At 74.2% G+C, this 14,732-nt stretch carries 11 protein-coding genes, 1 tRNA gene and 1 pseudogene; 5 read left to right on the forward strand and 8 right to left on the reverse strand.

Annotation, left to right across the window (positions count from 1 at the left end; translation table 11 throughout):
- Together VGI02_RS26040 and VGI02_RS26045 are read left to right on the forward strand one after the other, a co-directional pair.
- On the forward strand, nt 1–3,206 hold a 3,206-nt coding region (locus VGI02_RS26040), incomplete at its 5' end, for a carboxyl transferase domain-containing protein (protein WP_331632446.1).
- Nucleotides 3,207–3,257: 51 nt separating this feature from the next.
- The gene (locus VGI02_RS26045; RefSeq protein WP_331632448.1) at nt 3,258–4,046 is read left to right on the forward strand and encodes an SAM-dependent methyltransferase; all 789 of its coding nucleotides are present in this window, start codon (nt 3,258–3,260) and stop codon (nt 4,044–4,046) included.
- Here VGI02_RS26045 and VGI02_RS26050 read toward each other — a convergent pair.
- Nucleotides 4,016–4,882, reverse strand: coding sequence for an alpha/beta fold hydrolase (locus tag VGI02_RS26050; RefSeq protein ID WP_331632451.1), 867 nt, complete (start codon nt 4,880–4,882; stop codon nt 4,016–4,018). The two genes, VGI02_RS26045 and VGI02_RS26050, sit on opposite strands and share 31 nt — an antisense overlap.
- Nucleotides 4,879–5,514 carry a dihydrofolate reductase family protein gene (locus tag VGI02_RS26055; protein ID WP_331632453.1) on the reverse strand — a complete coding sequence of 212 codons (636 nt, stop codon included), beginning with the start codon at nt 5,512–5,514 and terminating at the stop codon, nt 4,879–4,881. The genes VGI02_RS26050 and VGI02_RS26055 overlap by 4 nt, the downstream gene beginning before the upstream one ends.
- Before the next feature lie 79 nt (nt 5,515–5,593).
- Between VGI02_RS26055 and VGI02_RS26060 the strand changes: the two genes are divergently transcribed.
- On the forward strand, nt 5,594–6,091 hold the full coding sequence (locus VGI02_RS26060) for a winged helix-turn-helix transcriptional regulator (RefSeq protein WP_331632455.1): 498 nt from the start codon (nt 5,594–5,596) through the stop codon (nt 6,089–6,091).
- Nucleotides 6,088–6,825, forward strand: coding sequence for an enoyl-CoA hydratase (locus tag VGI02_RS26065; RefSeq protein WP_331632457.1), 738 nt, complete (start codon nt 6,088–6,090; stop codon nt 6,823–6,825). The genes VGI02_RS26060 and VGI02_RS26065 overlap by 4 nt, the downstream gene beginning before the upstream one ends.
- A gap of 2 nt (nt 6,826–6,827) precedes the next feature.
- On the opposite strand, the gene VGI02_RS26070 is transcribed toward VGI02_RS26065, so the two are convergent.
- Together VGI02_RS26070 and VGI02_RS26075 are read right to left on the reverse strand one after the other, a co-directional pair.
- The gene (locus VGI02_RS26070) at nt 6,828–8,333 is read right to left on the reverse strand and encodes an HAD-IB family hydrolase (protein WP_331632459.1); all 1,506 of its coding nucleotides are present in this window, start codon (nt 8,331–8,333) and stop codon (nt 6,828–6,830) included.
- Nucleotides 8,320–10,869, reverse strand: coding sequence for a glycerol-3-phosphate 1-O-acyltransferase (locus tag VGI02_RS26075; RefSeq protein WP_331632461.1), 2,550 nt, complete (start codon nt 10,867–10,869; stop codon nt 8,320–8,322). The genes VGI02_RS26070 and VGI02_RS26075 overlap by 14 nt, the downstream gene beginning before the upstream one ends.
- A 198-nt stretch (nt 10,870–11,067) precedes the next feature.
- Here VGI02_RS26075 and VGI02_RS26080 point away from each other — a divergent pair, with 198 nt between their 5' ends.
- Nucleotides 11,068–12,084, forward strand: coding sequence for an alcohol dehydrogenase (locus tag VGI02_RS26080; RefSeq protein ID WP_331632462.1), 1,017 nt, complete (start codon nt 11,068–11,070; stop codon nt 12,082–12,084).
- A gap of 15 nt (nt 12,085–12,099) precedes the next feature.
- Here VGI02_RS26080 and VGI02_RS26085 read toward each other — a convergent pair whose 3' ends face one another.
- The 4 genes and pseudogenes from VGI02_RS26085 to VGI02_RS26100 form a co-directional block, all read right to left on the reverse strand.
- Nucleotides 12,100–13,179, reverse strand: coding sequence for a carbohydrate-binding protein CenC (locus VGI02_RS26085; RefSeq protein WP_331632464.1), 1,080 nt, complete (start codon nt 13,177–13,179; stop codon nt 12,100–12,102).
- Between the two features lie 10 nt (nt 13,180–13,189).
- Complete coding sequence (locus VGI02_RS26090) at nt 13,190–13,867, reverse strand: hypothetical protein (RefSeq protein ID WP_331632466.1); 678 nt, start codon at nt 13,865–13,867, stop codon at nt 13,190–13,192.
- A 482-nt stretch (nt 13,868–14,349) separates the two neighbouring features.
- Nucleotides 14,350–14,426, reverse strand: a tRNA-Pro gene (locus VGI02_RS26095).
- A 36-nt stretch (nt 14,427–14,462) separates the two neighbouring features.
- Nucleotides 14,463–14,732 (reverse strand): annotated as a pseudogene (locus tag VGI02_RS26100) (metallophosphoesterase); the annotation flags it as partial.

Consider the following 14,732-nt stretch of genomic DNA (forward strand, 5'->3'; position numbering starts at 1 on the left):
TGCACAGTCCCCGGGAGTACTTCCACGCTTACCTGCAGAGCCTCGACGTGGAGCGGGCCGGGCTGCCCGAGGCGTTCCAGAGCAGGCTGCGGCGGGTGCTCGGCCACTACGGCGTCACCGACCTGGAGCGCACTCCCGCCCTGGAGGAGGCGGTCTTCCGCATCTTCCTGGCCCAGCAGCGGGCCTCCACCGACGTCGCGGTCGTCTCGACGCTGCTGCGCGAGTGGCTCACCGAGGCCCCGCCTGCCGTGTCACTGCGCGAGGAGGCAGGCCTGGCGCTGGAGCACCTCGTCGCCGCGACGCAGGTGCGCTACCCGGCGGTGAGTGACCTCGCCCGAGGTGTGGTGTTCCGCTGGTTCGCGCAGCCGCTGCTGCGTCGAGGTCGCGCCGAGGTCTACGCCCAGGTACGCCGGAACCTGCGTCACCTCGACCAGAACCCGGACTCGCCGGACCGTGCCGAGCGGATCGCCGCCATGGTTGCCGTGTCCGAGCCGCTGGTGCGGCTGCTCGGCCAGCGGATCGGCAGGTCGGGCACCGACCCGGCGCCGCTGCTGGAGGTGCTGACCCGCCGCTACTACGGCAACAAGGGCCTGTCGGACGTCCGCTCGCGCGACGTCGCGGGCTGCACATTCGTCATCGCCGAGCACGTGGAGCCGGCCCGCGTGATCACCACCGCCGTCGACTTCGGTCAGCTGGCCGACGCCGTGCGCGCCGTCGGCGAGCTGGCCGCGGACGTCCCGGCCGGTACGCACGCGGTCGCCGACGTCTATGTGCGGTGGGCCGGCCAGCCCGACGTGGACACGATGGCGGCTCGCCTCGGCGGGGTGATCACAGCCGAGCCGCTGCCCGGATGCGTCGACCGGATCACCGCCACGGTGGCCGGGGGCGGCGGCGCCCTGATGCACCATCACTTCACCTTCCGCCGCGGCCCGGCCGGGTTCGGCGAGGACCGGCTGATCCGGGGCCTGCACCCGCGGGTCGCCGAGCGTATGCAGCTGGAGCGGCTGAGAGAGTTCGACCTCACCCGGCTGCCGTCGGCGGACGAAGAGGTGTACCTGTTCAGGTGCGTCGCGCGGGCCAACCCGGCCGACGAGCGGCTGGTCGCGATGGCGCAGGTGCGTGACCTCACGGCGCTGCGCGAGGCCGACGGACGGCTGGTGTCGCTGCCCGCGGCCGAGGACGCGCTCGCCGCGTGCCTCGACGCGATCCGCAACATCCAGGTGCAGCGCCCGGCCCAGAAACGCTTCGACACCAACCGGATCGTCATCTATGTCTGGCCGCCGAGCGAGCTGACCATGGACGAGGTGGACCTGGTCGCGCGGCGCGTGCTGCCGTCCACGGCGGGCGCGGGCCTGGAGGAGGTCCTCTTCCTGGGGCGGCAGCGCAACCCGGAGACGGGCGAGCTGTCGGACCTGGCCGTCACGATCAGCAGCGACGTCGGCTCCGGCGTCCACCTCTCGGTGGACCCGCCGTCGGCCGAGCCGGTGCAGCCGCTGGACGACTACCGGCAGAAGGTGCTGCGCGCGGCGCGCCGCGACACCGTGTACCCCTACGAGCTCACCAGGATGCTGGCCGGCGAGGGCTGGTTCGCCGAGCACGACCTCGACGACACCGGCGCGCTGGTGCCGGTGGACCGGCCGCGGGGCAGGAACACGGCCGCGATCGTCGCCGGCGTGGTGAGCACGCCAACCGAGCTGGTGCCCGAGGGCGTCGAGCGCGTGGTGCTGCTGGGCGACCCGACGAAGGCGCTGGGTGCCCTGTCGGAGCCGGAGTGCACCCGGGTGATCGCCGCACTCGACCTGGCCGAGCGCAAGGGCGTGCCGCTCGAGTGGTTCGCGCTCTCGGCGGGCGCGCGGATCTCGATGGAGTCCGGCACTGAGAACATGGACTGGGTGGCCGCCGCGCTCAAGCGGATCGTCGGGTTCACCCAGGCGGGCGGCGAGATCAACATCGTCGTCGCCGGCATCAATGTAGGCGCGCAGCCGTACTGGAACGCCGAGGCCACGATGCTCATGCACACCAAGGGCATCCTGGTCATGACGCCCGACTCGGCGATGGTGCTCACCGGGAAGCAGTCACTCGACTTCTCCGGCGGGGTGTCGGCCGAGGACAACTTCGGCATCGGGGGCTACGACCGGGTGATGGGGCCGAACGGTCAGGCCCAGTACTGGGCGCCCGACCTGGGCAGCGCCCGTGACGTGGTCCTCGCGCACTACGAGCACGCCTACACCGTGCCCGGCGAGGCCGGCCCGCGACGCGTCGCCACCACCGACCCCGTCGACCGCGACATCACCACCGCGCCGCACGACTGTGCGGACAGCAGCTTCACGACGGTCGGGGAGATCTTCTCGGCCACCACGAACCCCGACCGCAAGAAGGCGTTCGACATCCGCACCGTGATGCGGGCCCTCGCCGATGCCGACCATCCGACCCCGGAACGGTGGGCGGGCATGGCCGACGCCGACACCGCCGTCGTGCTGGACGCCCACATCGGCGGCCACCCCGTCTGCCTGCTCGGCATCGAGTCGCGGGCGGTGCCGCGGCGCGGCTTCCCGCCCACGGACGGCCCGGACACCTACACCGCGGGCACGCTGTTCCCGAAGTCGTCGAAGAAGGCCGCCCGCGCCATCAACGCGGCCAGCGGCAACCGGCCGGTGGTCGTGCTGGCGAACCTCTCCGGCTTCGACGGCTCCCCGGACTCGATGCGCAACGTCCAGCTCGAGTACGGCGCCGAGATCGGTCGCGCGGTGGTGAACTTCGACGGGCCGATCGTGTTCTGCGTGATCTCCCGATACCACGGCGGGGCGTTCGTGGTGTTCTCCCGCGCGCTCAACCCGCGGATGACGGTGCTCGCCGTCGAGGGGTCGTTCGCCTCGGTCATCGGCGGGGCCCCGGCCGCCGCGGTGGTGTTCGCCGCCGAGGTCGACAAGCGCACCGACGCCGATGCCCGGGTCGCCGAGCTCAGCGAGGCGATGCGCGCGGCGGACGAGGGGGACCGGGCGTCGATCGCGGCGCGGTGGCGCGAGGTCCGCTCGGCGGTGCGGGCCGAGTACCTCGGCGCGGTCGCGGCCGAGTTCGACGGCGTGCACAGCATCCACCGGGCCGTCGAGGTCGGGTCGGTCGACGCGGTGATCTCGGCGCCCGAGCTGCGTCCGCGGGTCATCGAGGTGCTGGAGGGCGGAAGCCTGCCGAGCCGCCCCGGGTAGCGCCGATGAGAGGATCCTGGGGGCGATGACGAGCCGGTGGGGGGATGCCGGGTGGCGGACGGGGCGGCCGACGACGGCGTGCCGAGCATGGCGCGCACCTTCGACTTCATGATCGGGGGCACGGAGTACACCGAGGTCGACCGCGAGTTCACCGAGGCCGCGCTGGACGTGTTCCCCGGCCTGCCCCAGATGTGCCTCGACCTGCGGGTGTTCTCCCGGGCGGTGGTGACGCACCTCGCCGGGCGCGGCGTCGACCAGTTCCTCGAGCTCGGCTCGGGCCTCCCGACGGTGCGCCCGGTGCACGAGGTGGCGGGCGCGGCCGGGGTGCGTCCGCGGGTGGTCTATGTCGACGTCGAGGCACGGACGGTCCACCACGCACGCCGCCTCGTCGCGGGGATCGACGGGGTGGCCGTGGTCCGCGGGGACGTGGGCGACGCGGCGGGTGTGCTCGCCGACCCGGTCGTCCGCGCGACGATCGACCTGGCGCGCCCGGTCGCGGTCCTCGCCCTCGGCGTTCTGCACTACGCCGCGGCGCCCGCGGTCGAGCGGTCCGTCCACGCGATCCGTGATGCCACCGTGCCGGGCAGTGCGCTCGCCGTCAGCGCGATGACCGACCTCGCCCGTCCGGACATCGCCGAGTGGGTGGCCTACGCCCACCGGGGCCTCTACTACCCGCCGCAGTTGCGGGATCCGGGCGCGATGGCGCCCTGGCTGTCCGGCTGGGACGTCGTGCCGCCGGGGTGGGTGTCGGCGCCGCACTGGGCCCCGGGCCTGCCGGCCGCGCCCGGGCCTGCGCAGACCGGATCGGGTCACTGGGGTGTGCTGGCCACCCGCGTCTGAGCGGTGATCGCGTCCACCACGCCGTCCCACGACGACGCGGGCGGCAGCTGGTGGCCCATGCCCTCGATCTCGAGCAGCCGCGCGCCGGGGATCATCGCGGCAAGCGCCCGCCCGTGCTCGACGGGGAAGAGCGGGTCGACGGCGCCGTGCACCACGAGGACGGGCAGACCGGCAAGGGCGGACAGGTCGTCGGGCCCGGCCGTGCGGTCGCCGGCGAGCAGGAAGTGGTTCGCGCTCGCCGCGAGGTCCCGGCTCCGGGCCACCACGCGCCGGGCGATCGCCCGCACCCGCGCCTCGTCGAACGCATCGGGCCCCGCGAAGGGTCGTTCCCCCGCGACGAGCGCCTCGGCGGCCGCCACCGGGTCGCTCCGGTCGGGCTCCGGGGCCTCCTGCGCGAACAGCGCCGACAGCTCCGGGGTCACGCCGGGCAGCGCACCGACCCGGGGGTCGACGGCGGTGGTCGCGATCAGGGTGAGGCTCGCGACCCGCTGCGGGGTCGCCAGCGCGATCTCCTGGGCGATGGCGCCGCCCAGCGAGAGCCCGACGAGGTGGGCGCGGTCTGCGCCGAGGGCGTCGAGGACCGCGACCGCGTCCGCCAGGAGGTCCGCGCCGGTGTATCCGGGGGCGCCCACCGGCCAGTGCGTCGACTCCCCGGTGTCGCGGTGGTCGTAGCGCACCACCCGCAGACCGGCTCCGACGAGCCGGTCGCAGAGCTCGTCGTCCCACCAGTCCCGCGACCAGCCGGCCCCGGCGATCAGGAGCAGCACGGGGTCGTCGTCGGAGCCCAGGGTCTCCACGGCGAGGGTGGTCCCGTCGGGCCGGACGACGGTGCTCACGCGCGCACGACGCGGGCGTGCAGGACGGTCTCGGAGGGGATGAACGGCTCCAGCCGGTAGCCGGGCAGCGGGCCGTCGAGCAGCCGCTCGCCCGCTCCGATGAGGAGCGGCGAGACGACGAGGTGCATCTCGTCGACGAGCCCCTCGGCCAGGAACTGCTGCACGGTCGACACCCCGCCGCCGAGGCGGACGTCCTGGCCTCCCGCGGCGTCGACCGCGAGCTCGAGGGTCTTCTCCGGGGAGGCGTCGACGAAGTGGAAGGTCGTGCCGCCCTCCATCTCCAGGTCCGGCCGCGGGTGGTGGGTCATGACGAAGACGTCGTGGTGATACGGCGGGTTCGGCCCCCACCAGCCGGTCCACGAGTGGTCCGGCCAGGGACCGCGGACCGGCCCGAACATGTTCCGGCCCATGATCGTGGCCCCGATGCCCTCGAAGCCGACGCGCGCCTCGTCGTCGTCCGGGCCGGTGGTGCCGCCCTCCTCGCCCGAGAGCTCGTGGAAGAAGCGCGTCGCGAACATCCAGTCGTGCAGCCCGTCGCGGCCGTCGCCCATGGGCGCGTCGAGGCGCTGGTTCGGGCCCGCGGCGTACCCGTCGAGGGACAGGGTGAAGGCGTGGACGCGGAGACGGGCCACGGTGGCCTCCTCGGGAGTGGTGGTGTTCTGCAATCGGGCCTCGAACGGTAGAGCGAAGTGGTGGTAATCTGCAAGCACTATGGAGCGCGAACCTCGGTCGGGCTGTCCGATCAACCAGGCCGTCGAGGCCTTCGGGGACCGCTGGACCCTGCTCGTGCTGCGCGACATCGTCTTCGGCGGCAGGCGGCACTTCCGCGAGCTGCTCACCGGCAACGAGGAGGGCATCGCCTCGAACATCCTGGCCGACCGGCTCCGTCACCTGGTCGCGGCCGGACTGCTGACCCGCGAGGACGCCGGGCGTGGTCGCCGCGCGACCTACAGCCTCACCGAGCCCGCGATCGCGCTCGTGCCGGTGTTCGCGGCGCTGGGGTCGTGGGGGATGCGGCACCGGGAGACCACCGAGCCGCTGCGGGTGCGCGCCGAGCTGCTCGAGCAGGGCGGCCCGGAGCTCTGGGCGGACTTCGCCGCCGAGCTGCGCGCGCGCCACCTCGGCGCGCCGGTGCCCGACGGGCCCTCGGCGACCGAGCGGCTCGCGGCGGCCTACCGGCACGCGCTGGGGCAGACTGCCGTGTCGTGATCGAGTCCCACTCCCACGGCGCCGTCACCGAACTGCGGATCGCCCGCCACGACCGGCGCAACGCCCTGAACACCGCCCACTGCCGCGACCTGCACGCCGCGCTCGACGATGCCGTCGCCGGCGGCACCCGGGTCGTCGTGCTCACCGGGGAGGGCACCGCGTTCTGCTCCGGCGCCGACCTCGACACCGTCGGCGACGCGGGGTTCCTCGACGCGCTCTACGCCATGTTGCAGCGGGTCGTGGCGGTACCCGTCCCGGTGATCGCCGCGGTGCAGGGCGCGGCCATCGGTGCGGGCACCCAGCTCGCGATCGCCGCCGACCTGCGGGTCGGGTCGGAGCGCGCGGTCTTCGGGCTCCCGACGGCGGCGCTCGGGCTCGCCGTGGACCCGTGGACCGTCCGGCGCCTCGCGCTGCTCGTCGGGGGAGGCCCCGCGCGGCGGATGCTGCTGGCGTGCGAGCGCCTCGAGTTCGCCGAGGCCGACAAGTACGGGCTGATCGATCGGACCGGGTCCCCCGAGGACGCGCTCGCCTGGGCCACCGAGATCGCCGCGCTCGCCCCGCTCACGCTCGCCTACAACAAGCTCGCCGCGAACCGGCTGCTCGAGGACCAGCGCGATCCCGAGACGCTGGACGCGGTGGGCGGGGCCTTCGCGGCGTGCTGGGCCAGCGAGGACCTCGTGGAGGGCCGCCGTGCCCGCGAGGAGAAGCGCCCGCCGAGGTTCGTCGGGCGCTGAGCTCAGTCCTCGCCGGGCCAGTGGGCGAGGGTGTCCAGGTAGAGCCGGCGGACGCTCTCGACCCGCTCGTCGAGGTCGTCGGGGCCCCAGTCCGACACGTCGATGGGCGGCAGCACGGCCACCTGCACCACGCCCGGGTGGATGATCATCGCGTTGCGGCCCATCAGCTCGCCGGTGTTGCGGAACACCAGCGGGACCACGGGCACCCCGGCCTGCATCGCCAGGTGGAAGGCGCCCTTCTTGAACGGGCCCGGGCTCGGCGTCGCCGACCGCGTGCCCTCCGGGGCGATGACCACCGAGACGCCCGAGCGCAGCCGCTCGACGGCGGGCTCGAGGGCCTTGCGGGCCTGGGCGTTGTCGGCCCGGTCGATGAAGGCGGTCTCGAGCAGGCGCATGAGCGGCCCGAACAGCGGGTTGGACGCCAGCTCCTTCTTCGCCACCGGCGCGAAGTTGCCGCGCAGCAGCCCGCCGAGGACGAGGACGTCGAGCTGGCTCTGGTGGTTGAACAGGAACACCGCGGGCTGGGAGTCCCAGATGTGGTGGGCGCCGTGCACGTCGAGCTGCACGCCCGAGGCCAGCAGCGACAGGTCCCCGCCGAGCCCGATCCCGAGGTTGAGCCCCGCGCGCCGTGACCCGCCGAGCATGCCCAGCCCGAGCCCCGTCGCGAAGCCCCCCATCATCCCGGCGTAGGTCCCCGCGGTGCGCGCCACCTCGAGGGGGCCCGCCCAGGGTCGGCCCGCGAAGTCGACCACCGGCCAGCCGCGCTCCGCCGCCGCGCGGCGCAGGCCACCGGACGGGTTGACCGCGGTGGGGCGGCCGACGGTGGCGAGGAACGGGACGTCCTCGTTGCCGTTGGAGTAGGCGAAGCTGGCGTCGAGGTCGACCTGGTGCGCCGCGGCGAAGTCCTTGACGGCGGCGGCCTTGCCCTCGCCGTAGGGCGTCCGCCCCTCGGGGTGGCCGGTCAGCTTGCCGTCCCCGTCGACCTCGAGCGCGGTGTAGAGCGTGTGCTCGATCCCGAGGGCCTTCGCGGCGGGCCCGACCTGGAAGCGGGTCGCCGACGAGGCCAGCACGACCGTGTGGCCGCGCTCGAGGTGCGCGCGCACCAGGCGCCAGGCCTCCGGGTAGACCGACGGCCCGATCTCGTCGCGGAACAGGTCCTGGCCGAGCTTCTCCAGCTCCTCGGGCGTCCGCCCGGCCCAGGTGCGCCCCGTGATCCCGAGGAACTTGCGGAAGTCCTCCTCGGTCTCCAGCCGCTGTGTGCCGGCGGCGAGGGTGCGCAGCGTCGTGCCGAGCTGGACGTCGAGATTGCGCACGTGGTGGCGCATGAACGCCATCACCGAGTACCCGGCGATCACCGTGCCGTCGAAGTCGAAGAAGGCGCCGACCTCCGGGCCCTCGGGACTGGTCCGGACGTCCTCGAGCAGTTGCGCGGCCGCGCCCCCGGCGAGGGGGGCGTCGTCGGCGGCCCGGGGGAGTCCCACGGTCCGGGAGGAGTCAGGGTCTGACACCGGTGCTCTCCTGTCGGTTGCGGGCATCGGTCTCGTCGATGCGGACGACGCGGCCGACGACGGCGCGGACCTCGTCGGCGAACGCCCGGCGCCGCGCGGCGAGATCCGCCCGCGCAGTCTCGATGGTCGAGCTCCGCTCCGCTGCGTCTCCGGTATCCGGGTCGGCGGCGGACGCCGGGGTGGGAACCTCCACGAGTCCTCTATTGCCCGCCAGACGCAGTGCTGATGCGAACAACTCCCGCGACAACGCTTCCGGGCCGTGCAGCCTGCCCTGGAGCAGCAGCTGCTGGCCGACCGCCGAGCAGTCGTCGAACAGCTCCGACTCCTCCACCGGGCGCGCCACGTCCCAGGCCGCGAGTCGCTCCGCGAAGAGCCACTGCGCGTCCACGAACGAGCGCAGCACGCGGTGGGCGCACAGGAACGGGCTCGCGAGCAGGATCTCCTTCGTGCGCGACACCCGGCGGTCCCGCTCGGTCCAGTCCGGGTCGATCAGCGACAGCTCGGCCGTCAGCTCGTTGCGGAAGGTGTCCTTGTCGGGGAAGAAGAACTCGTACTTGAGCAGGTCGCGCAGCTTCAGGGCGTGGGTGAAGCCCGCGGCCAGGGCCTCCCGGCCCTCCTCGTCGTCGTCGACCTCCAGCACCGACAGCTCCACGATCGCCCGGTTGACGAAATGGTGGATCGCGGCGTTGCGGTAGAAGGCGGCGACGATGTGGTGGCCGGACTCCACGGAGAAGACCGGCTCGGTGCCCTCGGTGTAGGCCGTGACCACCTTCTCCTGACGCAGCGCGAGCAGGGCCTCCGCGACGCCGCCGTTGGTGCGCAGCGCCTCCACGCCGGTGTGCGGCAGTTTGCGGGCCTCGGCGTAGTCCAGGACCGGCTCGAGCACCCGGCGCACCTGGGAGAGCGTGAGCGCGCGGTCGCGGACGCCGAGCAGGGCCAGGGCGGCGAGGGCGATCGGCGTCACCGGGGTGGCCCGGTTGATGCGCACGAAGACCTCGAACGCGGTCTTCTGGAGAGCGAGCCGCCGCGCCGCCGCGTCGGTGGCGTCGTCGTCCACGTCGTCGGGGTCGCGCTCCAGCGCGGGGTCGCCCGCGGTGGAGAGCGCCTGACGCAGGGAGAGCGGCTCCCCGAAGCTCACGTGCAGGGCGCCGTTGGGCCGCCGCTGGGCGCGCGCGTAGCCGGCGAGCCAGCGCACGCCCTCCGGGGTCTTGGCCGTGCCGGTCTGCTCGGCGGCCATCTGGTGCACTTCCTGCAGCTGGTCGTGCATGATCGACACGGGGACCAGGTAGACGTCCGAGGTGCGGTGGGTCTCCACCGCGTGCGCGACGTCGGAGAGCAGCCCGTACTTCGGCGGGCGCAGCTTGCCGGTCCGCGAGCGACCGCCCTCCATGTACCACTCGAGGTTGAACCGCTTGGCCGCCAGCCACGAGAAGTACTCGCGGACGACGGCCTTGTAGACGAGGTCCTTGCCGAAGCTGCGGCGGATGAAGATGATCCCGCTCCGCCGGGCCAGCGCCTCCAGACCCCAGATGCGCAGGTTGTTGCCGCCGAGCACGTGGTTGCGCGGGAAGTCGTTCTCGCGGAGCACCTCGGCCAGCACGAACGGGTCGGTGTAGGAGCGGTGCGAGGGCAGGAACACGAGCGCGTGCTCGGCGTTCAGCTGGCGCAGCGGCTCCAGCCCGCTGGTGTCCGCGTGCACCTCCCACGCGTGGTCGTGCATCGGGCGCAGGACCCCGGAGAACATGTCGACCGCGGTCGGGTCCATCGCCGCGACGAGGCTCTGCAGGTCCTTCTCCGCCTCGGCGGCGACGTCGGGCTCCGAGCGCCCGGTCTCGTCGGCCAGGCGCCGGACCTCCCGGGCGAAGTGCGCGCCGCCGACGATCTGGTCGCTGACCTCCCGCGGCACCTTGGACCGGTTGCCGAGCACGCTGCGCTCGGCGCGGTCGAGCGCGAGCTTGGCCTGCTGGGAGACGAAGCGGACGAAGTCCTCGGTGTTCGTGCCCGTCCGCTCGCGGCGCTGCCGGACGAGCAGTTCCCGCGCGGTCGCCGGCCGGCCGACGACGATCCGGTGCCGGGTCCGGTCGGTGCGGCTCTGTTGGGCGCGCGCGGCCCGTGCTCGCTCGCGCAGCTTGGAGCGGCGCGTCACGGCGTCGATCAGGCGCAGGAGCGGCTTCTGGGGCGCCGGGCGCGCCGGCTCCCAGACCAGCCGCACGGGCACCAGCAGGGCGTTGTCGCCCCGGGTCAGCCTGGCGGCGAGCTGCTCGCCCTCGACGGGGACCGTCTCGAGGGGGCGCCCGTTCGCCGAGGACGCGCTCGCGAGCCACCGTTCGATGAGCCGGCGCTCGAGCACGCTGGGGGCGTCGACGAGGACGACGAGGGGACGGTCGCCGGAGTCGGGCAGACCCGTGTTGTTCGGCGGCTCCGACAACGGCGGCTGAGGGATGCCCGCCGAGCCCGCTGGTCGCGGCGTGCCTCCGGGGCCGGCCGCACCGGGCGGGTCCGAGGGGGACGCGGCGGAGACGGACGGGGACTCCACGGTGCACCTCCCGCGTCGTGAGCCCGCACGGCCTCCGAGGCGGCGACGCGGGTGGGCAACACCTTACCCGGCGGTCATCGTGGCGCGTGGTGATCGCGACAGTGCCGGCCCCCGCCGCCGTGGGTCGGTCCGACCATGCGCGGGTACGCACCTGACGGCGCCGGTCCCGGCGCCGTTCGCGAGAGGTGGAGTGACGACGTGCGCGCAGTGCAGGTGCCGAAGGCCGGGGCGGACTTCGAGCTGGTCGAGCGGGACCTCCCCGAGCCCGGCGAGGGCGAGGTCCGGGTGACGGTGCAGGCCTGCGGGGTCTGTCACTCGGACATGTTCGCCAAGGAGGGCGTGATGGGGGACGCGACGCCCTTCCCGATCATCCCGGGCCACGAGGTCGTCGGGGTCGTCGACGCGCTGGGCCCGGGTGTGCGCGCCGGGTTCTCGCCCGGGGACCGCGTGGGCGTCGGCTGGTTCGGCGGGGCCTGCTACCACTGCGAGTCCTGCCGGCGCGGTGACTTCATCACCTGCGCGAACGGGCGCATCCCCGGAGTGACCTTCGACGGCGGCTACGCGGACGCGCTCGTCGTCCCGGCCGACGCGCTGGCGCGGGTCCCCGACGAGCTCTCGGCCGAGGACGCGGCTCCGCTGCTCTGCGCCGGGGTGACGACCTTCCACGCACTGCGCTCGAGCCCGGCCCGCCCCGGCGACCGCGTGGCCGTGCTCGGCATCGGCGGCCTCGGCCACCTGGCGATCCAGTACGCCGCCCGGATGGGCTGCGAGGTCGTCGCGATCTCCCGCGGCACCGAGAAGGCCGACCTCGCGAAGCAGCTCGGCGCCCACCACCACATCGACTCGCAGGCGACCGACCCCGGCGCCGCGCTGGCCGAGATGGGCGGGGCGGTGACCATCCTCGCGACGGCCACGAGCGGCGAGGCCGTCTCCGCGATGGTGCCGGGCCTGGCGCCGCGCGGTCAGTTGGTGGTGCTCGGCGCGGCCGAAACGCCGCTGACGATCGACGCGATGTCGCTGATCGGGCCTGCGGCCGCAGTGGCCGGCCACCCCTCGGGCACCTCGAAGGACTCCGAGGACACCCTGAACTTCTCCCGGATCACCGGCGTGCGCCCGATGATCGAGACGATGCCGTTGGAGAAGGCGGCCGAGGCCTACGAGAAGATGATGGCGAACGACGCGCGCTTCCGGATGGTCCTCACCACCGGGAACTGAGGGTCCGGCCCCAGCTCAGCGGAAGCCCTGCAGCGCGCGGGTGAACGCCCACCGGGACTGGTCGATGCCGCTGCAGTCGTCGGCCTCGGTCGCGGTCCCGGGGCACCCGCCGTTGTCCCGGGCCAACGACCACGCGCCGACGTACCCGTAGCCGGCGGCCCGGGCGCCTTCGACCACCGCCCGGGCGTCGGCGAGGGTCGTCGTCGCCTCGGTGTCGTTGCGTCCGAGCATGAGCGTCACCCCGACGCGGGCGGCGACGTCGGCCGGGTCGCTGCCCGGCCACATCGTCTCGAGGGTGCGGGTGGATGCGGCCGCCGCGTCGAGCATCGCCTCCGACCAGGAGCCGCTCGCCGCGAAGTTCATGACCATGAGGTTGACCCGCACCGCGACGCCGCGGTCGGACACCGCGCGGACGAGGTCCCTTGCGGTGGACGTCATGCCGGACGAGGCGTCCTCGACCTGCACGGTCAGCGTGATCCGCGCGCCGCGCTCTTTCTGCAGCAACGCCAGTGCGTCGGCGATGCGCTCGACCGGGATCGCCCGCCCGGTGTCGGTCTCCACGTCCACGTCGAGGTGGTCCGTGCCGACCGCGTCGAGGGCCTTGCCGTAGGCGGTCGCGAGGGATCGCGCGTCGGGACAGCGGGTCTCCAGGTAGGTCCCGACGGCGCCGCCCGAGGACACCGTCGTGGTGCCCCCGCGGGCCGTGAGCCCCGCGATCGAGTGCTGCACCGCGGGGTCGTCCATCGGCGTCGTCCCGCCCCAGGTCGGCGTGCAGGAGTTCCCCGCGAGGACGAACGCGAGCACGACGTCGGACTGTCCGGAGGCGGTCGCGAGCGCGCCGAGGTCGGGCAGCGGCGGGGTGGTCAGGTCGACGTAGGGCGCGACGCGGACCGTCGGCAGCGGGCCGTCCGGGGCACGCGTGCCCTCGCGCACGGGGGCGGGTTCCGGCGTCTCGGCGTCGCTCGGTGGTTCCGCGGCCGCGACCGGGGTCGACTCGACGGCGGGCGCCGTGCCCGGCGACGGCACGACCGAGCAGGCGACCAGCAGGACCATCAGCACGACCCCGCCCAGGGCCGCACGCAGCGCGACGCGCACTAGCGGCCGCTCACGTGGTCAGGGTCTTCGCCGGCGTCGCGGGGTTCTGCTGCGCGGCGTTCGGCCGCTGGGGCACGGTGTTCTGGCCGGCCCCGGTCTTCGGTGTGGTGTTCCCGGTGACGGGCGGCGTCACGGGAGCGGCGGGCGCGACCGGTGCGGGCACGACGGCGTGCGCCGGGACGGCGGGGGCCGGCGCCTTCGGCGCGACGACCTTCGGCGCGACCTTCTTCGGCGTGACCCTGGCGGTGGTCTTCTTCTTCGTGGTGGTCGTCGGGCGCGCGGGCTTCGTCGTGATCTCGGAGGGCGTCGCGATGACCGGGGTGGGCACGATCGCGGGCGTCGCCGGCAGCGAGGGGGCGAGCGAGGCGCCCGAGGCGACGGGGACCGCGCCGACGGCCGGGCCGGTGGCCCCGGCGAGCGCCCCGGTGACGACGACGCCGACGTACCCCGCGGCGAGGGCGGCGGCCGCCGCGGCGACCCCCTTGAACCGTCGCGCCCGACGGCCGCTGCCGTCGACGAACACCGGGCCGGAGGCCCGACGCGCGCCGGGCGAACTGGGGATGAGCGTGGTCGTGGCCCGGGCGGCGATGTCGTCCGGCGCGCTGCGGTGGGCCGCCTCGGCGGCGTCGACGGAGTCCGTGGGTGCGGGTGCGGGAGCGGGCCGACGCTGGGCGGGCACGACGGGCATCGGTCGCGACGCGGTGGGCCTCGCCGGCGCGGTGACGTCGGCGGGGGCGTCGGCGACGCGGGGGAGCCAGGTGGGGGTCGCCGTCCGGGGAGCGGGAATCGCGGGAGCAGGCGGGCCGTACGTCCAGGCGGACGTCGCGAAGGGTGACTGTGGGGCGGTGTGCATCGTCCGAACGGCCGAGTCGACCGCCGTATAGCGGCCGGTGACTCCGTCTGGTGTCCGGTGGTTGGCCATCTCGTCCCCGTCGTCCGGTTTCGCGGTGCGCGCGCTCGGGTCGAGCGTCACCCGTCCGAGGTATCGCCGGGGGCGCGGTCACCGTTACCGCGCGGTGACCGAATCGTGGCGGATTTCCCGGCACGGCGCACAGAGCCTCGCGCGATGTCGACCCGAGAGTGTCAGCCCGTCGCCGTCGCAGGCGGGCTCCGGCCACCACTCACGCCGGACACGACGAAGGCCCCGGTCCGACCGGACCGGGGCCTCCATGGTCGGGGTGGCGGGATTCGAACCCACGACCTCCTCGTCCCGAACGAGGCGCGCTACCAAGCTGCGCCACACCCCGAGCACTCGAGCGACCTCGCTTGCTCTGGGAACGAGCCTACCTGGCGCTCCCGGCAGGACGGGACGGGGGCCGGGTGCTCGCCGGCGCGCCCGCCCGCGTCGTCGCGTCGGTGCCCGCGACGTCGCGGGGCACCAGTTCGAGCAGGCTCGCCTCGGGTCGGCAGCCGAATCGGACCGGCGCGTACGGCGAGGTGCCGAGCCCGGCCGAGACGTGCAGGCGCATGTGGGAGCCCCACCGCGAGGCGCCGCGGGCACGCGAGCGGTCGACCCCGCAGTTGGTGACGATCGCCCCGTACCCCGGAAGCCG

Origin of the sequence: Actinomycetospora sp. (genome assembly GCF_036497245.1) — a bacterium.
Lineage (GTDB): Bacteria > Actinomycetota > Actinomycetes > Mycobacteriales > Pseudonocardiaceae > Actinomycetospora.

Excerpts from the sequence above, each read along its gene's own strand:
- VGI02_RS26060 (WP_331632455.1), top strand. The coding sequence starts at position 5,594 with ATGGAGCGCGAACCTCGGTCGGGCTGTCCGATCAACCAGGCCGTCGAG.
- VGI02_RS26090 (WP_331632466.1), bottom strand. The coding sequence starts at position 13,867 with ATGCCCGTCGTGCCCGCCCAGCGTCGGCCCGCTCCCGCACCCGCACCC.